Raw genomic sequence first — 20,058 nt, 5'->3', positions numbered from 1 at the left:
TCCTCATGATGCTGCCGCGGCCTTGCGGTCCATGTCGTCGAGCCAGCCCTGGCGCAGCTCGGGCACCGAACGGGCGAGTAGTTCGTAGTAGGGGTGGTGCGGCCCGCGCTCGTAGTCGCAGCGCGCCACCTGCGCGAGCTTGCGGCCGTGCTGCATCACGACGATCTCGTCGCACACCGCGCGCACCGTGTGCAGGTCGTGGCTGATGAAGAGATAGGAGACGCCGAGCTCGCGCCGGAGCTCCGCCATCAGGTCCAGCACCGCCGCGGCGACCACGGTGTCGAGCGCGGAGGTCACCTCATCGCAGAGGATGAGGTCGGGATCGGCCGCGAGCGCGCGCGCGAGGTTCACGCGCTGCTTCTGCCCACCCGAGAGGCCGCCCGGCAGGCGAGCGGCCACCGAGTGCGGCAGCTTCACGAGATCGAGCAGTTCGCGGATGCGGCGTTTCAGCGGCTCGCCGCGCAGGCCCTTGTAGAACTCGAGCGGGCGCGCCAGGATGCGCTCGATGGTCTGCGAGGGATTCAGCGCCGTATCGGCCATCTGGAACACGATCTGGATGCGGCGCAGCTCGTCCCGCTCGCGCTGCTGCAGCGTCGGCTTGAGCTCGCGGCCGCGAAACAGCACGCTGCCGTGGCTGGGCTTCAAGAGGCCGGCCACGGCCCGCGCCAGCGTGGTCTTGCCCGAGCCCGACTCGCCGATCACGCCGATCGCCTGGCCGCGGTGGAGCTTCAGATCGATGTCCTGCAGGATCGGCTTGGCCGGACGCCCCTGCGCATCCACCGGGCCGTAGCCGGCCGAGAGCTGCTGCACATGGAGCAGCAGCTCGGGGTCGTCGTTCGCTGCCTTGCCCGATTCGCGCGTTGCCGGCCGGGCGGCGGCCAGCAGGCACTTCGTGTAGTCGTCCACCGGTGCCGAGAGGATCTGCCCGGTCGCGTTCAGCTCACGCATTTTTCCGTCGCGCAGCACCAGGATGTGGTCGGCCATCTGCGCCACCACGGCGAGATCGTGGCTCACGTACACCGCAGTGGCGCGGCGCTCGCGCACCACGCGGCGGAAGGCGCGCAGCACCTCGATCTGAGTCGTCACGTCGAGCGCGGTGGTCGGCTCGTCGAGGATCACGAGCTCGGGGTCGCCGATCAGCGCCATCGCGGCCATCAGCCGCTGCAACTGGCCGCCGGAGACCTGGTGCGGGTAGCGCGCGCCGATGGTTTCCGGATCGGGCAGCGCCAGCTCGCGGAAGAGCTGCACCGCCTTCGCCTCGGCCTCGGCCCGCTTGCACAGGCCGTGGATGACGGTCGGCTCGACCACCTGGTCCATGATCGTGCGCGAGGGATTGAAGGAGGCGGCCGCGCTCTGCGCGATGTAGGAGACGGTGCGGCCGCGCAGCGCGCGCTGCTGCGGCGCATCGAGCGCCAGCACGTCGGTGTTGCCGATCTGCACGCGGCCGGCCGAGATGCGGCAGCCGTGGCGCGCATAGCCCATCAGCGCCAGCGCGGTGGTGGTCTTGCCGGAGCCCGACTCGCCGATCAGCGCCAGCACCTCGCCGGGCTGCACGGAGAAGCTCAGGTTGTCGACCAGCGTAGTCGCGCCGGCGCAGATGCTCAAGCCCTGGACGGTGAGTGGTGCGCCCATCAGCGTGCTCCTCTTTCGCGGGCGGTGCGCCCCGGCAGGTTGTCGATGACGAGGTTGACCGCGATGGTCAGGCTCGCGATGGCCAGCGCCGGCACGATCACCGAGGCGCCGCCCATGGCCAGCGCGCCGATGTTCTCGCGCACCAGCGAACCCCAGTCGGCCGCCGGCGGCTGGATGCCCAGGCCGAGGAAGCTCAGGCTCGCCAGCAGCAGCACGACGTAGACGAAGCGCAGGCCCAGGTCGGCCAGCATCGGCCCGACGATGTTGGGCAGGATCTCGCGCAGCATGATGTAGAGCGTGCCTTCGCCGCGCGTGCGCGCCACGGTCACGTAGTCGAGCGCATTGATGTTGACGGCCAGCGAGCGCGCCATGCGGTAGGCGCCCGGCACGTAGATGATGCCCGCCGTGACCACCAGCATCGGCACCGAGGAGCCGAAGCCCGCCACCATGATGAGCGCGAACATCTTGCTCGGGATCGCGGTCAGCGTGTCCAGGCCGCGGCTGAGCACCGCGTCGATCCAGCGGCCGCTGGCGGCGGCCAGCAGCGCCAGCGTGGTGCCGGTGCCGCTGGCCAGCAGCGTGGCAAACAGCGCGACGCCGATCGTGTAGCGCGCCCCCTCGATGATGAGTGCCAGCATGTCGCGGCCCAGGTAGTCGGTGCCCAGCCAGTGCTTCGCGCTGATCGGCGCGAAGACGTTCGAGGTGCCCATGGCCGCCGTGCTGTGCGAGAGCAGCCAGGGGCCGAGCAGCGCTGCGAGCAGCCAGAACAGCAGCACCGCGAGGCCAAGCAGGCCGGAGGGGCCGAAGCCGCCGAGCCGGCGCAGCGGGTTGCTTCGACGCTCGGGTGGCGGGGCCGCGACGGAAGCCATGGCGTTCACGGCCGAGGTGGAGGTGGAGGTGGAGGTTTCCATGGAACTGGCCTCAACGGTGCCGCAGCCGCGGGTTGGCGAGGATGCCGCAGATGTCGGCCGTCGTCACCAGGATCAGGTAGGCGCAGCAGAAGATCATGGCGCAGGTCTGCACCAGCGGCATGTCGCGCTGCGACACGCCGTCGACCATCAGCTTGGCGATGCCCGGGTAGTTGAAGATGGTCTCGACGATGATCACGCCGCCCAGCAGGTACGACAGGCTCAGCGCCACGGCGTTGGCGATCGGCCCTACCGCGTTGGGCAGCGCATGCGCCAGCACCATGCGCATCGGCGAGGCGCCCTTGAGCCGCACCATCTCGATGTAGGGCGCCTCGAGCTGGTCGATGACCGCGGCGCGCGTCATGCGCATCATCTGCGCCACGATCACGCAGCACAGCACCAGCACCGGCATCGCGAAGGCGCGCAGCAACTGGCCCAGCGACTCGATGTCGTTGACGAAGGAGAGCGCCGGCAGCCAGCGCAGCTGGACCGCGAAGACCAGCACCGCGAGGGTTGCGACCAGGAACTCCGGCACCGACACCACGCCCACCGCCGTCGTCGAGGCGGCGCGGTCGAACCAGGAGCCGCGCCAGACTGCCGAGGCGATGCCGAGCGCGAGCGCGATGGGCACCGAGAACAGGGCCGTCACCGCCGCGAGCAGCAGCGAATTCGGCAGCCGGCTGGCGACCAGCTCGGCCACCGGCATCTGCGTCGTGGCCGAGCGGCCGGGGTCGCCCGTCACCATACCGAGAAGCCACTTCGCGTAGCGTTGGGGCGCCGGCACGTCCAGGCCCATCTGCGCGCGCAGCGCGGCGACCGCCTCGGGCGTGGCGTCCTGGCCGAGCTGTTCCTGCGCGGCATCGCCGGGCAGCACCGCGGTGATCGAGAAGACGATCACCGACACCGCCAGCAACGACAGCAGCGCCAGCGCGATGCGCTGGGCAAGAAGCTTGAGGATTACATGGTTCATCTCGGTGCTCCGTGGGGCGAGGCGAACGGCTGGGGAGGCGTCATGCCTCCAGCCATACGTTCTCGGCGAAGTTGTAGCCCATCAGGCCGCCCAGAGGGATGGGCGACAGGCCCTTGAGCTTGGACGTGTGGCCGTCGATGCTGGCGAGGAACAGCGGGATGCCGATGCCGGCGTCCTGGTGGATCATGGTCTGCATGTCGGCGTACATCTGCTTGCGCTTGGCCAGGTCGGTCTCGGCGCGCGAAGCCAAGAGCAGCTGGTCGAACTTCTCGCTCTTCCAGCGCGACTCGTTCCAGGCCGCGCCCGACTGGAAGAACTGCGTCAGCAGCACGTCGGCGCTCGGGCGCGGGTTGACGTTGCCGAAGCCCACATGGCTGTTGAGCCAGTGGTTCGACCAGTAGCCGTCGGCCGGCATGCGCTTGATGTCGATCTCCAACCCCGCGCGCTGCGCCGTCTGCTGCAGCAACAAGGCCATCTCCACCGAGTAGAGCGCGGCTGGCGATGCCACCATCGGCACCTTGCCGGTGACGCCCGACTTCTGCAGGTGGAACTTCGCCTTGTCGAGGTCGAAGGGGCGCTGCGGCAGGCCGGCGAAGTGGAAGCGGTTGGTCGGGTCGATCGGCTGGTCGTTGGCGACCACCGCATAGTCGAGCGCGATGGTCTTCTTCATCTGCTCGCGGTCGAAGAGGTGCTTCATCCCGAGCACGAAGTCCGGGTTGGTGCCGGGCCCCACGTCCTTGCGCATCACGAGGTCGGAGTACTGGCCGGACTGGGTGACGAAGATCCCGAAGCCGGGCGTACCCTTCACGCGCTCCACCGAGCGCGGATTGACCGAGCCCACCAGGTCCATGCCGCCGGACAAGAGCGCATTGACACGCGCGCTCTCGTCGCCGATGCCCACGAACTCGATCTCGTCGAGGTAGGGCTTGCCGGGCTTCCAGTAGGCGTCGTTGCGCACCATCAGCGAACGCACGCCGGGCTTGAACTCCTTGAGCTTGTAGGGCCCGGTGCCGATGCCGGCATTGAAGTCGGTGGTGCCCTCCTTGACGATGTGGAAGTGGAAGGTGCCCAGGATCACCGGCAGGTCGGCGTTGGGCGCGCTCAGCACGAAGGTCACTTCGTTCGGGCCGGTGGCCTTGGCGCTCTCGATCTGGTCGGCGAGCACCTTGGCCTTGGATGCGGTGGCCGGGTCCTTGTGGCGCATCACCGAGAACACCACATCGGCCGGCGAGAGCGCCTTGCCGTCGTGGAAGCTCACGCCCTTGCGCAGCGTGAAGACCCAGGTCTTCGCGTCCTTGGTGGTGAACGATTCGGCCAGCGCAGGCTGCGGCGTCAGGCTGCCGTCCAGCGAGGTCAGGCCGTTGTAGATCATGTTGCCGCGCGAGTAGTCGGTCTGGTTCGACTGCTTGGCGGGGTCGAGCGTGTCGGTGGCGGCGGCGGTCGCGCCGGCCACGCGGATGCGCCCGCCCTTCCTGGGCGTCTGCGCATGCGCGGACATCGCCGCGCCGGCGATGCCGCCGGCCAGTGTGGCCTGCATGCCGCCGGCCATCAGCATCGTGAGGATGTCGCGCCGCGTGGCGCCGCGCCTGAGCGACTCCATCACGCGAAGGCTTTCGCCGGGACCGACGAGGTTGTCGAAGCTCTTGTTGCTGCTGCTGTCGCTCATGGTGGGGTACTCCTCTGGTTGTCGATGAAGAAAAGGCGCTCAGGCCAGCCGGTCCTTGAGCCTGTAGTACAGGCCCACCGCCGGCAGGAACCACGGCGGGCCGAAGTGGCCGGGGATCGCGGGCCAGTCGCGGTCGCCCCAGGGGTTGGCAAGCGCGTCGCCGCCCATCACGGCGGCCATGCGCTCGCCCATGTGGACCGACATCTGCGTGCCATGGCCGCTGTAGCCCATGGCGTAGTAGAGGCCGTTGCGCTCGCCGGCGTGGGGCAGGCGGTCCTGCGTCATGTCGACCAGGCCGCCCCAGCAGTAGTCGAGCCGCACGGCGCCGAGCTGCGGAAAGGTCTCGGCCAGTCCCGCGCGCAGGATCTCGCCGCTCGCGGCATCCGTCTGCGGGCTGGAGACCGCGAAGCGCGCACGCCCGCCGAACACCAGCCGGTGGTCGGCGGTGAGCCGGAAGTAGTGGTGGATGTTGGCCACCGTCACGTAGGTGCGCCGGGCCGAGAGCAGGGCCTGCGCGCGGTCGGCGCCGAGCGGCTCGGTGACGACGATGAAACTGCCGATCGGCACGATGCGGCGACGCAGCCAGCCGAAGCTGCCGTAGCCGCCGTGGCGCGTGGCACCGGTGGCCAGCAGCACCTGCTGGGCGCTGACGGTGCCGCGCTCCGTGTGCAGCCGGTGCGCATGGCCGGGACCCAGCCGTTCGAGGCGGCGCACGGCGGTGCCGGTGTGGATCTGCGCACCGTGGCGCTCGGCCGCTGCCGCCAGGCCGTGAGCGAAGCGGCCCATGTGCATCTGGCCGCTGCGCTTGTAGAGCAGGCCGCCGTGGAAGCGCTCGCTCTGCACCTCGGCGTGCACGCGCGCCGCGTCGAGGATCTCGACATCGGTGTCGACGCGGTCGGCGACCAGGCGCTCGGCGCTGCGTTGGAGCGCGGCCATCTGGTTCGGCCGCGTCGCAAGCTTGAGCTTGCCGTTTCGCAGGAAGTCGCAATCGATGTCTTCGTCGCGCACCAGCCGCGCCACCGTGTCCACCGCATCGTCGTAGGCGCGGTACCAGGCACGGGCCCGCTCGACGCCGACCTTGGCGGCGACATCGGCGTAGTCCACCGCCAGCCCGTTGTTGACATGCCCGCCGTTGCGGCCCGAGGCTTCGGCCGCCACGCGCTCGCCGGCCTCCAGCACCGCCACCGTGGCGCCGCGCTTGGCCAGCGCCAGCGCCGCCGACAGGCCGGTGAAGCCGCCTCCGACGATCGCGACATCCACCTGCGCCGGCAGCTCGCACGAGCGCGGGGCGAAGGCGGGCGCCGAATCGGTCCAGTAGGAGTCGAGCTTCATTGCGTGGTGCACTTGCAGAATTTCAGAGGCCGACCACGCCCGGCAGGCCGCCGATGTCCTTGATCTCGACATAGCGGTAGGCCGGATTGCCCGGGCCGTGGCCGCGGTTGACGAAGACCTTGTTGACGATGCCGAGGTCGTCCGCCGACATCAGGTCGTAGCGCAGGCTGGAGGACACGTGCAGCACGTCTTCGGGGTTGCAGCCCAGCGAGTCGAGCATGTACTCGAAGGCCTGCAGGCGCGGCTTGTAGGCCTGGGCCTGCTGCGCGGTGTAGACGCGATGGAAGGGCGCGCCCAGCATCGCGACGTTCTTCTGGATCTGGCTGTCCGAGGCGTTCGAGAGGATCACCAGCGGGATCTCCTTGGCGACCTTGGCCAGACCGGCGGGCACGTCCTCGTGCGGAGTCCAGGTCGGCACCGCGTCGTAGTACTTCTGCGCTTCGTGGTCGAAGTACTGGATCTTCCACTTCTTGCAAAGCCGGCGCACCGCGTTCTTCAGCACCACCTCGTAGGGCTGCCAGTCGCCGAGCACTTCGTCGAAGCGGTAGGCGCTGAAGTCGGCGATGAACTGCTCCATCTGCTCGGCCGGAATGCGGTCAGCAAAGATGTCGCGCGTAAGTTCGCCCATGCGAAAGCGCGTGAGGGTGCCGTAGCAGTCGAAGGTGATGTACTTGGGACGGATGCTCATGGTCTCTGTTCCTTGGATGAGAGATGTAAATGCGACGAACTCATGACGAAGCGATTGCAGCACGCAGCGGCGCCGAGGTTGTAGGGAAATGGGGGCGCCCGGCGCACGAAAGCTGCGGTTTGGAGGGGGTGCGGCGGCATGCCGTGCGGTCTGCCCCTTGCGTGTGCAGCCGCGCACCTCAGTGCGTTGCTGCGAAGTCGATGAGCACGCTTTTGAAGCGCAGGTTCGCCTCGACTGCCTGACGACCCAGGTCCTTGCCGATGCCCGACTGGTGGTAGCCGCCGGTGGGGATGACGAAGTCGGCGCTGCGCCCGTAGCGGTTGATCCAGACGGTGCCGGCGGAGATGCCGCGCATCGCGCGCAGCGCCCGGCCGATGTCGGCGGTGTGCACGCCGGACGCGAGGCCGTAGTGTTCGTGCGCGGCCAGCGCCAAGCCTTCCTCCTCGTCGCCGAAGGTCTGGACCGTGAGCACCGGCCCGAAGATCTCTTCCCGCACCGCCGGGTTGGCCGCGTCCACGCCCTCGATCAGCGTGGGCCGGAAGTAGGCGCCGCCGGGGCCGCCGTCGAACAGGCCGCCGCCGCAGCGCATGCGGCCGCCGGCCTCGCGCGAGCGATCGACGATGTCCTGGATGCGCCCGGCCTGCAGCGCCGAGACGATGGGCGGCAGCGTGGCCGCGTCGTCCCAGGTCGCGCCCGGGCGCAGCGTTTCCAAGCGCGCCGCGATGCGCTCGACCAGCGCCTCGGCGATGCCGCGCTGCACGATCAGCCGCGAACCGGCCACGCACACCTGCCCCGCGTTGCCGGCGATCGCGCCGGCGATCATGCCAGCCAGCCGGTCCACGTCGGGCGCGTCGTCGAACACCAGCTGCGGGCTCTTGCCGCCCAGCTCCAGCGTCACCGGCTTGGGCCCCGTCATGGCGCAGGCGGCCATGATGGCGGCACCGGTGCGGGTGGAGCCGGTGAAGGTCATCTTCGAGACGAGCGGATGGCGCGAGAGCGCGTCGCCCGTGGTGCGGCCGTCACCCTGCACAACGTTGAAGAGCCCGGGCGGCACGCCGGCCTCGACGGCCAGCTCGGCCAGCCTGAGGGCCGAGAAGGGCGTCAGCTCCGAAGGCTTGAGCACCACCGCGTTGCCGGCGGCCAGCGCGGCGCCGACCTTCCACGACACCATGACCAGCGGGAAATTCCACGGCGTGATGGCGCCGACCACACCATAGGGTTCGGCCACCACCATCCCCAGATGATCGTGGCGCGTGGCCGCGACCTCGCCACCGAGCTTGTCCGCGTACTCGGCGAAGAAGCGCAGGCCTTCGGCCGTGAACGGGACGTCCCAGGCGATGGCGTCGCGCACCGGGCGCGTGGAGCACACGGCCTCCAGCGGCCCGAGGCGCGCGGCGTCGGCTTCGATCAGGTCGGCCCAGCGACGCAGCACGCGAGCGCGTTCGCGCGGCGCGCGCCGTGCCCAGTCGCTCGCGCGCCACGCGCTCCAGGCATCGCGCACGGCAGCGTCCACGGTGGCCTCATCGGCCAGCGGAAGCTCGGCATGCGGCTGACCGTCGGAGGGCCGTTGCACGACCATGCGGCCGGCATCGGGGACCAGGCGTGCGCCGATGAAGTGGCCCGAGGGCGCGTGGATCTGTCGCGGGTCGAAGACTTGCATGTTGGACTTTCGATGGAAATCTGTTGCCGAAACGCGAGCTCGCGAAACGGCGCTCGATGCTAGGCAGGTTGGCGCGGCATTTGTGTGCGTAAGCGCGCGCGCTGCCGCATCGAATTGCGAAACCCGGGGCCGCAACAGGCGAAGCTTGCAAGTTGCGGCGAAGCGCGAATTGGGTCTGGCGAAAGGCGCGGATGTCGTCCAAGATGACCTGCCTTTTCGCTGCAAAAAGACCTTCCCGATGCCTGCCCAGACACCGAATGCACCTGCTCTCGACGGCGTGGTGCTGAGACCCATGACCGCTGCCGACCTGCCGGTCGCGCACGCGTTGACGGCCGAGCTGCGCTGGCCGCACCGCCCCGCGGACTGGGCGCAGGTGTTCGCGCATGCCGAGGGCATCGTCGCCGAGCGCGACGGCGAGCTCGTCGCCACCGCGCTGCGCTGGCGCTGGGGCGAGCGTCACGCCACCATCGGCCTCGTGATCGTGGCGCCGGCCTGCCAGGGTCGCCGCCTCGGCCACCGGCTCATGAGCGCGCTGCTCGAAGGCCTGGACGCGCACACGGTGCTGCTGCATGCGACCGCCGACGGGCGAGGTCTTTACGAGCGCCTGGGCTTTGTGCGCACTGGCGAGCTGCGGCAGCACCAGGGCGTGGCCCAGCCGGCGCCGCTGGTCGCGCTGCCCACGGGCTGGCGCCTGCGGCCCGCCGGCCAGAGCGAGGCGGCATCGCTGCAGGCGCTCGACGCGGCGGCGCGCGGCATGCCGCGGGATGCGCTGATCGCCGATCTGCTGGCCGCGGCCGACGCCTGCGTGGTGCTCGACCATGACAACGAGCCGCGCGGCTTTGCGATGCTGCGCCGCTTCGGGCGCGGGCACGCGATCGGTCCGGTGGTGGCGCCCGATGCCGAAGGCGCGAAAGCGCTGATCGCGCATCTCGCCGGCCTGAACGCCGGCCACTTCACGCGCATCGACATCGACTTCGCCAGTGGCCTGGCCGAATGGCTCGAGAGCATCGGCCTCTTGCGCGTGGACGCGCCGACGACGATGGTGCGCGGTGCGCCGCTTGCCACGCCGCCGGGCGGGCCGGCGCTGTTCGCGATCGTGACCCAAGCCGTCGGTTGATGGCGATGGGCACGACCACCTTTCTCTACAAGTCTGATCCGGTGCGCGGCCGCCAGTGGGCCGAGGTGTTCGGGCGCCGCGCGCCCGGGATCGACTTCCGCATCTGGCCCGACATCGGCGACCCGGCGCAAGTGCGTTTCCTAGCGGCTTGGGAGCCGCCGCCGCAGCTGGCCGAGCGCTTCCCGAACCTGGAGGTGCTGTTCTCTTCCGGCGCCGGCGTCGACCAGTTCGACTTCGCGGCGCTGCCGCCGGACTTGCCGGTGGTGCGCATGGTCGAGCCCGGCATCGTGCAGGGCATGGTCGAGTACGTGACGCACGCGGCGCTCGGCCTGCATCGCGACATGCCGCGCTACCGGCGCCAGCAGCAGGAGGGCCAGTGGCGCCCGTTGCCGGTGCGACCCGCGGGCGAACGGCGCGTCGGCGTGCTCGGGCTCGGCTCGCTCGGCCAGGCGGTGCTGGCGCAGCTTGTCGGCCTGGGCTTCGATTGCGCAGGATGGAGCCGCTCGCGGCATGCAGTCGACGGCGTGCAATGCCATGCGGGCGCCGACGAGCTGCCTGCCTTCCTTGCGCGCACCGAGATCCTCGTGTGTCTGCTGCCGCTCACCGATTCGACGCGCGGCTTTCTCGACGCGCGCCTGTTCTCGATGCTGCCCGAAGGCGCGGGCCTGGTGCATGTCGGCCGCGGGCCGCAACTCGTTGATGCCGACCTGCTGGCCGCGCTGGCCAGCGGCCGGATCGGCGATGCCGTGCTCGACGTGACCGAGCCCGAGCCGCTGCCGCCGGAGCATGCTTTCTGGCGCCATCCGAACATCCAGCTCACGCCGCACATCGCGAGCATGACGCAGCCGCTGAGTGCGGCAGAGGTGGTGCTCGACAACCTGCAGCGCTTCGAGGCAGGCGAACCGTTGCTCGGCCTGGTCGATCGGGCTCGCGGGTATTGAGATTCACCCGCACCGTTCGAGATGCACGTTCGCCCTGAGATTCACCCACACCGCTCGCCCTGAGCTTGTCGAAGGGCTTGCGTTGAACCGGCTTCGACAAGCTCAGCCCGAACGGTTCTCGGTGCGCACCGCAGGATCTGCTGTAGCAACTCGCACAACCGCAGCCTGCATTGCGCGAGGACCCCAAAGCAGCACCACGCGATGCGGTGCGCCGCCTAAGCTGATGGCCATCGAAAGCCTCTTCGCTCTCGCTCCATCCGACACCGAAATGACGCATCCCACCGCATTACCCAACCTCGCCGCGCTCGACGCCATCGACCGCGCGCACCTCATCCATCCCGTCTCGCCCTGGCGCATGCATGAAGAGCGTGGCCCTACCGTGCTGGCCTCGGGCCGCGGTGCATGGCTCACCGATGCCAGCGGCCACGAACTGCTCGACGCCTTCGCAGGCCTCTGGTGCGTGAACGTGGGCTACGGACAGGAGAGCGTGGTGCAGGCCGCGGCCGAGCAGATGCGCCGCCTTCCCTATGCGACCGGCTACTTCCACTTCAGCAGTGAGCCGGCCATTCGCCTGGCAGAGAAGCTGGTGCAGATCACGCCCGCATCGCTGACCCGCGTGTACCTGACGCTCGGCGGCTCCGAGGCGATCGATGCCGCGGTGCGCTTCATCGTGCAGTACCACAACGCGATCGGCAAGCCGTCGAAGAAGCAGTTCATCGCGCTGGAGCGCGGCTACCACGGCTCCTCGTCCACCGGCGCCGGCCTGACCGCACTGCCGGCCTTCCACCGCGGCTTCGACCTTCCGCTGCCCACGCAGCACTACATCCCGTCGCCCTACGCGTATCGCCATGCGGACGGCGCCGACCCGCAGGCGCTGATCGCAGCATCGGTTGCCGCATTGCGCGCCAAGGTGGCCGAGCTGGGCGCGGACAACGTAGCCGCCTTCTTCTGCGAGCCGATCCAGGGCTCGGGCGGCGTCATCGTGCCGCCCAAGGGCTGGCTGAAGGCGATGCGCGAGGCCACGCGCGAGCTCGGCATTCTCTTCGTCGTCGACGAGGTCATCACCGGCTTCGGCCGCACCGGCCCCATGTTCGCGTGCGAGGCCGAGGGCGTGGAGCCCGACCTGATGACCATGGCCAAGGGCCTGACCGCCGGCTACGCGCCGATGGGCGCGACGATGATGTCGGAGCAGGTCTATGCGGGCATTGCCGACGGCGTGCCGGCGGGCGCGTCGGTCGGCCACGGCGCCACGTACTCCGCGCACCCGGTCAGCGCCGCGGTCGCGCTGGAGGTGTTGCGCCTGTACGAGGAAGGCGGCGTGCTCGCCAACGGCCAGCGCGGCGCGGCCCATTTCGGGGCCGGGCTCGACGCGCTCTGCGCGCACCCGCTGGTGGGCGATGCGCGCCACCGCGGTCTGCTGGGTGCGTTGGAGCTAGTGAGCGACAAGGCGAGCAAGCGCGGCTTCGATGCCGCACTGGGCTTGTCCGACCGCATCTTCGCCGCCGGCTATCGCAACGGCCTGGTGTTCCGCTCCTTCGGCGACCACATCCTCGGTTTTGCGCCTGCACTCACCTTCACCGAAGACGAGTTCGCCCAGATGTTCACGCGCTTGAAGAAGACGCTGGACGAGGTGCTGGCCGCGCCCGACGTGCGCGCCGCATTGGCCGCCTGAGCGAAAGCCCGCGCGCCGCCCCGCAACCCATCGAGACAGACGCAGAATCGGGCTCTCTTCGTTTTTCGGCGCCGCCATGTCAGAAGCCTTCAAGATCGACCGACTCGACCTGCGCATCCTGGCGCAGTTGCAAAAGAACGGGCGCATGACCAACGTGGACCTGGCGGACGCGGTGGGCCTCTCGCCCAGCCCCTGCCTGATCCGCGTCAAGCGGCTGGAGCAGGCAGGCTACATCGCCGGCTACGGTGCGCACCTGCGGCTCGAGAAGCTCGGCGACACGCTGACCGTGTTCACCGAGGTCACGCTGCAGGATCACCATCGCGAGGACTTCGCACGCTTCGAGGCCGCGATCAGAGATGTCGACGAGGTGCTCGAATGCCACCTGGTGAGCGGCGGCTACGACTACCTGCTGCGCTTCCTGACGCGGGGCGTGAACCACTACCAGGAAGTGATCGAGGAACTGCTCGAACGCAACATCGGCATTGCGAAGTACTTCAGCTACATCGTGATCAAGTCGCCCTTCATCAAGACGCACTGTCCGATCGAACGGCTGTTTCCCAACCAGCGCTGACCGGCGCTTCCGTTTCGTCCATGCCCGACACCCCGCCTCGCTCCCGTCCGTCCGCCCGCTTCGTGCGGCTGGCCGAAACCGACAGACCCACGCTGACGTTGCAGATCGACGGCCAGCCGGCCACCGCGCTGGCCGGCGACACCCTGCTGGTGGCGCTGCTCGCCCACGGCCGGCGCGTGCGCGACAGCGAGTTCGGCGACGGGGCGCGGGCCGGCTTCTGCCTGATGGGCGCCTGCCAGGACTGCTGGGTGTGGACGCCGGCCGGCGAGCGCCTGCGCGCCTGCTCCACCCCCGTGACGGCGGGCATGTCGGTGTGCACGCGGCCGCCCGCGCAGCACTGGCCGGCGACGCCGGACCTGCTGCAATCCCTGCAGCGCCATGCCCCGGGGGCGGCAGCATGAGCCCTGCATCGCTCGCTCATCCCGCACGCATCGTCGTGGTCGGCGCCGGCCCCGCCGGCGTGCGCGCGGCGCAGGCCCTGGTGCAGGCCGGGCTGCGGCCCATCGTGATCGACGAGAGCCGGCGCGACGGCGGCCAGATCTACCGCCGCCAGCCCGAAGGCTTCAAGCGACCCTACGCCAAGCTCTACGGCACCGAAGCCGAGAAGGCGCAGGCGTTGCATCGCGATTTCGATGCGCTGCGCGGACAAATCGACTACCGCAGCGACACGCTGGCCTGGAATGTGAGCGAAGGCGCCCTGCACGTGGTGCGCGAGGGCGAGCCGCAGACGCTGCCCTTCGATGCGCTGCTGGTGTGTTCCGGCGCCACCGACCGCCTGATGCCCGTGCCCGGCTGGCAGCGCGCCGGCTGCTACAGCCTGGGCGCCTCGCAGATCGCACTGAAGGCGCAGGCCTGCGCGATCGGCGCGCGCGTCGTCTTCCTCGGCAGCGGACCGCTGCTGTACCTGGTCGCGTCGCAGTACGTGCAGGCCGGTGCGCAGGTGGAGGCGGTGCTCGACACTGCGCCGGCCGCCAAGCCCTGGGGCGCCGTGGCCGGCCTCTTCGCGCGGCCACGGCTTGCGCTGCGCGGCCTGGCGCTGATCCGCGGCCTGCGCCGCGCCGGTGTGCCGGTGCTGCAGGGCGTGACGCCGCTTCGCATCGACGGCGACGATGGCCTCGGTGTGCAGGCCGTTGCCGTGCGAGATGCCCAAGGACGCGAGCAGCGCTTCGAATGCGATGCGGTCGGTCTGGGCTGGCATCTGCGCGCCGAGACGCAACTGGCCGATCTCGCGCGCTGCGAGTTCGACTTCGAGCCGCTGAGCCGGCAGTGGCTGCCGCGCATCGATGCCGACGGACGCAGCAGCACGCCGGGCGTCTACCTCGCCGGCGACGGCGCCCGCATCCTCGGCGCCGACGGCGCCGAGGCCGCCGGCCGGCTGGCCGCGCTGGCGGCGCTCGCCGACCTGGGTCACGCGCCGGGCCGCGTGCTGTACGACGCCGAGTCCGCCGCGCTGCGCCGCACGCTGGCGCAGATGGACCGCTTCCGCGAAGGCCTGGCGCGCGCCTTTCCCTGGCCGCACGCGCAGGCCGCGGCACTGCCCGACGATGCGGTGGTGTGCCGCTGCGAAGCCGTGACGGCCGGCGAACTGCGGCGTTGCGTCAACGAGATGGACAGCCGCGAAGTCAACCGCGCCAAGGCCTTCAGCCGCGTCGGCATGGGCCGCTGCCAGGGCCGCTTCTGCGGCCATGCGTCGGCCGAGATCGTGGCGCAGGCCTGCGGTATTCCTGTCGAGCAAGTCGGACGGCTGCGCACGCAGGCGCCGGTCAAGCCCCTGATGATGAATACGCGCGAGGTGCAGGCATGAGCCCGGGAACACATGACACCGACGTGCTGATACTGGGCGGCGGCCTGATGGGCACCACCGCCGCCTTCTTCCTGCGCCGCGAGCACGGCCTGTCGGTCACGCTGCTCGAGCGCGAGCTGGTGGGCCGCCAGGCCAGCGGCACCAACTTCGGCAATGTGCGGCGCCAGGGCCGCGCGCTGGCGCAGATGCCGCTGGCCAACCGCGCGCGTGCCGTGTGGGGCCGCGTGAAGGAACTGCTGGGCGAGGACCTGGAGTTCGTTCCCTACGGCCATCTGCGCGTCTGCTACACCGAGAAGCAGGCCGCGGTGCTGGAGCAGCATGCGAAGGACGTGAAGCCGCTGGGCCTCGACCTGGAGCTCTTCAGTGCCGGGCAGCTGCGCCGGCGCTGGGGCATCTTCGCGCCCGAGGTGGTGAGCGGTTCGCTCTCGCCGAACGATGGCCATGCCAACCCGCGCCTGGCCGGCCCGGCCTTCGCGCGCGCGGCCCGGCGCGCCGGCGCGAACATCGTCGAGCATGCCGAGGTGATGCACGTCGAGCGCGACGGCACCGGCTTCGTCGCGCACACGGCAGACGGCCGGCGCTTTCGCGCGCCGCAACTGCTGGTGGCCTGCGGTGCCTGGTCGAACCGCATGGCCGAGCAGTTCGGCGAAGCCGTGCCGATGGACGCGCGCGGCCCGCAGATGGGCGTGACGGAGCCGCTGCCCTATGCCATCGGCCCGTCGATCGGCGTCTCATCGCCCATCGAGCACGAAGGCCTGTACTTCCGCCAGATCGCGCGCGGCAACATCGTCTTCGGCGGCGGGCTCAAGGGGCCGGCCCATGCCGACCTGATCCGGGCCTACGTGAAACCGGACAACGTGCTGCGCCAGCTGCGCGAGCTGCGACGCCTGGTGCCGGCCTTCGAGCACGTGCAGCTGATCCGCGTGTGGAGCGGCATCGAGGGCTACACCGGCGACTGGCAGCCGGTGATCGGCCCCAGCGCCCGCGTGCCGGGCCTGCACTACGCCTTCGGCTTCAATGGCGAGGGTTTCGCGATCAGCCCGGGCGTGGGCGAGACGATGGCCGAGCTGATCGCCACGGGGCGCACGTCGACGCCGATCGAGAGCTTCTCGATCGGCCGGTTCGCTTCCGAGTTGGCGAAGCAGGCGGCCTGAAGCGGTTGGGGTGCGGAGGCGGGCGGTGTGCCCTGTGCCGGCCGACATCACCGGCCCCTTCGCGGCTGCCCTGCGCGCTCGGCGGTGCCTCAACGGCCGGCCCAGGGCACACCGCCCGCCTCCGTGGATAGGCTCGGCGCCCCCCACCCTCTCAAGAAACACCGCGCAAGTGATTGATTCTTAACGGTGTATTCATGCGGATTGAGCGACGGGCACGATCTGCATGCCGAGTTTCTTTGCGCGTTCGGTGAGGTTTCGCAGCACGCGCTCGCGGTAGCGCGCCTCGAAGTAGTCTTGCCCTGCATCGGTGTATTCCTCGCCCTTGGTGAGCATCGCGTAGATCAGCCGTGCGAGTTTGTGAGCAGCGGCAGTGACAGCTTTTCCTTTGTCCATGCGTGAGCACAGACGCCGGAAGTACGCACCCAATGCCGAGTGACTGGAGCGCAGCGCGGCGGCTGCCAGACGCAGGGCCTGTGCGGCGCGGTTGGCGCAGCGCTTGGTCTTGCCGCTCATCACCTTGCCTCCGGTGATCTTCGTTCCTGGACACAAGCCCAGCCACGAGGCGAAGTGTTTGTCGCTGGGGAAGCGTGCCAGGTCGGCACCGATCTCGGAGATGACGACCAGTGCAGTGGTGACGTCAATGCCATCGATGCGGGTCAAGTCCACCCCGCACATCTGGAACAGTTGCTTGCGTAGATCGAACCTCGGGGCATTGCGAGCGCGGCCACGCTTCTTGCCCTTGGCGGGGTCGCCATCGTGGGTGTGCAGGCGCTGCAGTTGGGCCTCGATCTCGCTGTCGCATTGGCCGAGCTGGGTGCCGCAGAAGTCGAAGGCGTCCAACGCCTGCTTGAGTGCGAACAGATGTTCTGCGCGCCAACTGCCCTGCAAGCTGGCGGCGATCTCGCTCTCGCTGGCGTGAATGCGGGAGTTCTTCAGTGCGGCGAGCTTGCGACCGTCGCGCTCGCCAGCCACGATGGCGCGCAGGATCTTCTGTCCGGTCTCGCCGGCCACATCGGAGATGGCGTTGGCCAGTTGAATGTTCATCTGCGTCAGCGCCTTTTGCATGTGCTGCACATGGCGTGCCTGAGTGCGCAGGATCGTGGCGCGCTGGCGGGTCAGCGCACGCAGTACGCAGACCTCATCGGCCGGGCGGAACGCGCCGCGCAACAGCCCGAAGCTCATGAGTTGTTGCAACCACTGGCAATCCATGACATCGCTCTTGCGCCCCGAGACGTTCTTGACGTGACGCGCGTTGACCAATAACACGGTGAAGCCGCGCCGCTCCAGCAGTTCAAACAGCGGTATCCAGTACACGCCGGTGGACTCCATGGCCACGATGTCCACGCCGCAGGCATCGAGCCAGTCGCCCAGGCGCTCGAGATCGGCGGTGAAGCTCTTGAATTCGCGCACGGGCTCGTCGTCGCGCTCCGGTGGCACCGCACAGAAGTGCGAGGCACAGCCGATGTCGATGCCGGCCGCGTTGGGGTGGGTGAGGCTGAGACCGCCTCGGGAGATCATCCGGTTGCGTTGCGCCATGGGGTCCTCCATGATTGAGGTTGGAACGTGGCGCCGGATCGGGTACGTCGTCTTGATCACTCTCTCAAACGGGATATCGCCGTGCGAGCCAACAACCCGCATGACGATTCACCAATGTCGATGACGCAGCCCAAGACCACGCTAACCCGCGGGCAATTTGCACCATTGCTGCTTCGGTCTTCCCCGGCGCCACGCTCCACCGTGCCACGATCTGGCGCGACACGCCACGTGTTTCTTCGGGGCGATTTGCGGCGCAAGCGGGCCGATTACTTCGCTAACCCATCTTTCTCAACTGACAGGTGTGAAGCCGGCTAAGTGCTTGATTTGATTCAGCACGACCTCGAAGGTCTCCACTACATCGGGATGGGTTGGGCAGTGATGCGGGCGTGTTTGGCGGTGATCTTCGGCGGGGGTTGATCGGGCAGGCTCAGCCGCAGCAGGTCCAGCAGCATGCGGTGATCGGCCTCGGGCTGGGTGTATCGCGACAGCACGAGCTCTCTGCCGTCGGTGGTGGGCACGTGCACGTCCACCATCTGCATGGTCTTGAACTTGGCGATGACCTCCGCAGGCGTGATGCCGTGCGCCAGGCGCTTGAGTTGGGCCTTCAAGGTGACCTGCAGGCAGTAGGCGAGGAAGGCCACGAAGATGTGCGCCTCGATGCGCTTCTCGCTGGAGTGGAAGATCGGGCGTACGGCCAGGTCGTGCTTGAGTTCCTTGAACGCCTGCTCGACCTCGGTGAGCTGGATGTAGAACGTCCACAGCTGCGCGGGATCGTGGGCTGCGAGGTTGGTGCGCAGCAGATAGCGCCCTTCACGGCGGCGCACCTGGCGCAGCCGGGCGCGATCGAGCTCGAACTCGAAGGACGCTGTCTTGGCGCTGCTGCTGGCCTCGGGCAGATGAACCTTGATCAGCTGGGCGCTTCGCCCGGCGTCGTGCTTGGCTGCGCCCAGCTTCATGAGCAGTTGATCGCGCGTGAGCGTCTGGCCCTGCAAGGCCTGCAGGCGCTGCACGTAGCGGCCGAGCCGGCGGCGGCGCATCGCACGCTCCTTGTCGATGCGTGCCGCACTTTGCGCGAGCACGTAGGTGTCTTCGTCAGCGCCCAGGCGCTTGACAGCGACGCCTTCGCGCACGCGCTGCCACGGCTGTGCGAGGAAGCCTTGCTCAAGCTTGGTCAGCCGCCCCTTGGGTGTGCCCACGAGATAGGACGCTCCCATGCGGCGCATCTTCGCCAGGCTGTCTTCGGTGGGCACGCCGCGGTCCATCACCCAGATCCGGTTGGCGCGTCCGTAGCGCTGCTCGATGCGATCGAGGAAGTCGCCAAGCGTCGTGGCGTCGGCCGTGTTGCCCGAGAGCACCTCGTAGCTCAGCGGGAAGCCCTCGGGCGTGACGATCAGCGCGATCACTACCTGGCGGCAGTCGCCTCGCTTGTCGCGGCTGTAGCCGTACTGGCGCTTGTCGTGCTCGCTGCGCTCCACGTCGCTCTCGAAGTAGGTGCTGGTCAGGTCGTACAGCAGCACGTCGAACTTGGCGCCGAACAGCTCGCCCCAGCGCTGGCACAGAAACTTGAACAGTTCGTCCTTGTGGGCCGTGAGCTTGTCCAGGCAGCGGTACAGCGTGTTCTTCTCGGCCAGCGCGAAGTCGGCGTGCAGCAGGTCGGCCATCGCGCTGGCGTCGAACCAGTGGCGGTGCAGGCGCCATTCGCTGCCGGGGTCGATGAGACGGTAGGCCACCAGCGTTTGCAGCACCTGCAGCCACGGGGTGCCTTCACGCGAGGGCGCCAGTCGAGCGCTCCAGAAGGCATCGAGTTCGAGTTGCTGCCACAGCACGCATGACAGCCAGCACGCGCCCCACTGGCGCGGGCGTTCGAGGCGCAGTTCGTCCAGACGGATGCCAATCGCATTCGCGTCGTCCGCGGGCATCGAGCCGGCCGGGAACAGCGCCACCTGGCGTCTCCTTCCCTCGTCGTGCACTTCGATGGTCTTGCGCCAGGCTTCGCGCTGGCTCGCGTTGATCTCGCCCAGGTAGAGCACCTGCCTTTGCACCACGCGCCCATCGGCCAGTCGGCGGTTCTCCACCACGCTCCAGTACTCGTGCGTCTTGCCGTCCTTCAGGCGTCGGTTGCAGCGCAGGAACATGCGCCGCAGTTTAGGAACCACTCGCCTGCACGCCAAGGACCAAGGTCTCCACCACAAGCGTTTTGCCGCGTCACCCCTATACGGATCAACCACTTGCGTCGCTCGACACCCGAAAAATCGTCGGAATCGGGGTTGGGTTGAGAAAGATGGGCTAACCCTCTCCCGGAGGGAGAGGGAACCAGGCAGAACGCTTCACGCACAGGTCTTACTCCCTCTCCCTCCGGGAGAGGGCGGGGGTGAGGGCATCGGGCCTTCAAGGCGCACGCAACCAT

16 protein-coding genes are annotated in these 20,058 nt (G+C 69.0%); 7 read left to right on the top strand and 9 right to left on the bottom strand.

The window, feature by feature from the left end; all coding sequences use genetic code 11:
* Positions 1–3: 3 nt before the first annotated feature.
* From ACSQ9I_RS23875 to ACSQ9I_RS23845, 7 genes are all read right to left on the bottom strand, one after another.
* Positions 4–1,632, bottom strand: coding sequence for an ABC transporter ATP-binding protein (locus tag ACSQ9I_RS23875; protein WP_436314690.1), 1,629 nt, complete (start codon positions 1,630–1,632; stop codon positions 4–6).
* Positions 1,632–2,501, bottom strand: a complete 870-nt coding sequence (locus tag ACSQ9I_RS23870; RefSeq protein WP_436306342.1) for an ABC transporter permease — start codon at positions 2,499–2,501, stop codon at positions 1,632–1,634. The genes ACSQ9I_RS23875 and ACSQ9I_RS23870 overlap by 1 nt, the downstream gene beginning before the upstream one ends.
* 52 nt (positions 2,502–2,553) lie before the next feature.
* Positions 2,554–3,510, bottom strand: coding sequence for an ABC transporter permease (locus ACSQ9I_RS23865; protein WP_436295090.1), 957 nt, complete (start codon positions 3,508–3,510; stop codon positions 2,554–2,556).
* Positions 3,511–3,550: 40 nt separating this feature from the next.
* Positions 3,551–5,176: an ABC transporter substrate-binding protein gene (locus tag ACSQ9I_RS23860; RefSeq protein ID WP_436314689.1), complete on the bottom strand. Its 1,626-nt coding sequence runs from the start codon at positions 5,174–5,176 to the stop codon at positions 3,551–3,553.
* Positions 5,177–5,215: 39 nt separating this feature from the next.
* Positions 5,216–6,508 carry an NAD(P)/FAD-dependent oxidoreductase gene (locus tag ACSQ9I_RS23855; protein ID WP_436314688.1) on the bottom strand — a complete coding sequence of 431 codons (1,293 nt, stop codon included), beginning with the start codon at positions 6,506–6,508 and terminating at the stop codon, positions 5,216–5,218.
* Between the two features lie 22 nt (positions 6,509–6,530).
* On the bottom strand, positions 6,531–7,196 hold the full coding sequence (locus ACSQ9I_RS23850) for a haloacid dehalogenase type II (protein WP_436314687.1): 666 nt from the start codon (positions 7,194–7,196) through the stop codon (positions 6,531–6,533).
* A 178-nt stretch (positions 7,197–7,374) separates the two neighbouring features.
* On the bottom strand, positions 7,375–8,856 hold the full coding sequence (locus ACSQ9I_RS23845; protein ID WP_436314686.1) for an aldehyde dehydrogenase family protein: 1,482 nt from the start codon (positions 8,854–8,856) through the stop codon (positions 7,375–7,377).
* Between the two features lie 238 nt (positions 8,857–9,094).
* Here ACSQ9I_RS23845 and ACSQ9I_RS23840 point away from each other — a divergent pair, with 238 nt between their 5' ends.
* The 7 genes from ACSQ9I_RS23840 to ACSQ9I_RS23810 all read left to right on the top strand — a co-directional run bounded on the left by ACSQ9I_RS23840 (position 9,095) and on the right by ACSQ9I_RS23810 (position 16,115).
* Entirely contained in the window at positions 9,095–9,973 is an 879-nt protein-coding gene (locus ACSQ9I_RS23840) for a GNAT family N-acetyltransferase (protein ID WP_436314685.1), read from the top strand.
* A 5-nt stretch (positions 9,974–9,978) separates the two neighbouring features.
* On the top strand, positions 9,979–10,914 hold the full coding sequence (locus tag ACSQ9I_RS23835; protein WP_436314684.1) for a 2-hydroxyacid dehydrogenase: 936 nt from the start codon (positions 9,979–9,981) through the stop codon (positions 10,912–10,914).
* A gap of 268 nt (positions 10,915–11,182) precedes the next feature.
* Positions 11,183–12,586 carry an aspartate aminotransferase family protein gene (locus tag ACSQ9I_RS23830; RefSeq protein WP_436314683.1) on the top strand — a complete coding sequence of 468 codons (1,404 nt, stop codon included), beginning with the start codon at positions 11,183–11,185 and terminating at the stop codon, positions 12,584–12,586.
* A 76-nt stretch (positions 12,587–12,662) separates the two neighbouring features.
* Positions 12,663–13,157 (top strand): Lrp/AsnC family transcriptional regulator, encoded by a 495-nt coding sequence (locus ACSQ9I_RS23825; RefSeq protein WP_436314682.1) that lies wholly within the window; start codon positions 12,663–12,665, stop codon positions 13,155–13,157.
* Between the two features lie 20 nt (positions 13,158–13,177).
* Positions 13,178–13,558 carry a (2Fe-2S)-binding protein gene (locus ACSQ9I_RS23820; RefSeq protein ID WP_436296462.1) on the top strand — a complete coding sequence of 127 codons (381 nt, stop codon included), beginning with the start codon at positions 13,178–13,180 and terminating at the stop codon, positions 13,556–13,558.
* The gene (locus tag ACSQ9I_RS23815) at positions 13,555–14,961 is read left to right on the top strand and encodes an FAD-dependent oxidoreductase (protein WP_436314681.1); all 1,407 of its coding nucleotides are present in this window, start codon (positions 13,555–13,557) and stop codon (positions 14,959–14,961) included. Before ACSQ9I_RS23820 ends, ACSQ9I_RS23815 begins: the two co-directional genes overlap by 4 nt.
* Positions 14,958–16,115 (top strand): NAD(P)/FAD-dependent oxidoreductase, encoded by a 1,158-nt coding sequence (locus tag ACSQ9I_RS23810; RefSeq protein WP_436314680.1) that lies wholly within the window; start codon positions 14,958–14,960, stop codon positions 16,113–16,115. The genes ACSQ9I_RS23815 and ACSQ9I_RS23810 overlap by 4 nt, the downstream gene beginning before the upstream one ends.
* A gap of 192 nt (positions 16,116–16,307) precedes the next feature.
* Here the strand turns inward: ACSQ9I_RS23810 and ACSQ9I_RS23805 are convergent, their stop codons facing one another.
* Together ACSQ9I_RS23805 and ACSQ9I_RS23800 are read right to left on the bottom strand one after the other, a co-directional pair.
* Positions 16,308–17,651 (bottom strand): IS110 family transposase, encoded by a 1,344-nt coding sequence (locus tag ACSQ9I_RS23805; RefSeq protein WP_436312701.1) that lies wholly within the window; start codon positions 17,649–17,651, stop codon positions 16,308–16,310.
* Positions 17,652–18,004: 353 nt separating this feature from the next.
* Complete coding sequence (locus tag ACSQ9I_RS23800; protein WP_436315815.1) at positions 18,005–19,786, bottom strand: IS1634 family transposase; 1,782 nt, start codon at positions 19,784–19,786, stop codon at positions 18,005–18,007.
* Positions 19,787–20,058: the final 272 nt, after the last annotated feature.

Source organism: Variovorax sp. LjRoot84, from assembly GCF_964254305.1.
Lineage (GTDB): Bacteria > Pseudomonadota > Gammaproteobacteria > Burkholderiales > Burkholderiaceae_C > Variovorax.
The sequence above is the reverse complement of the archived record's forward strand: the minus strand, read 5'-3'. Positions and strand labels throughout refer to the sequence as shown.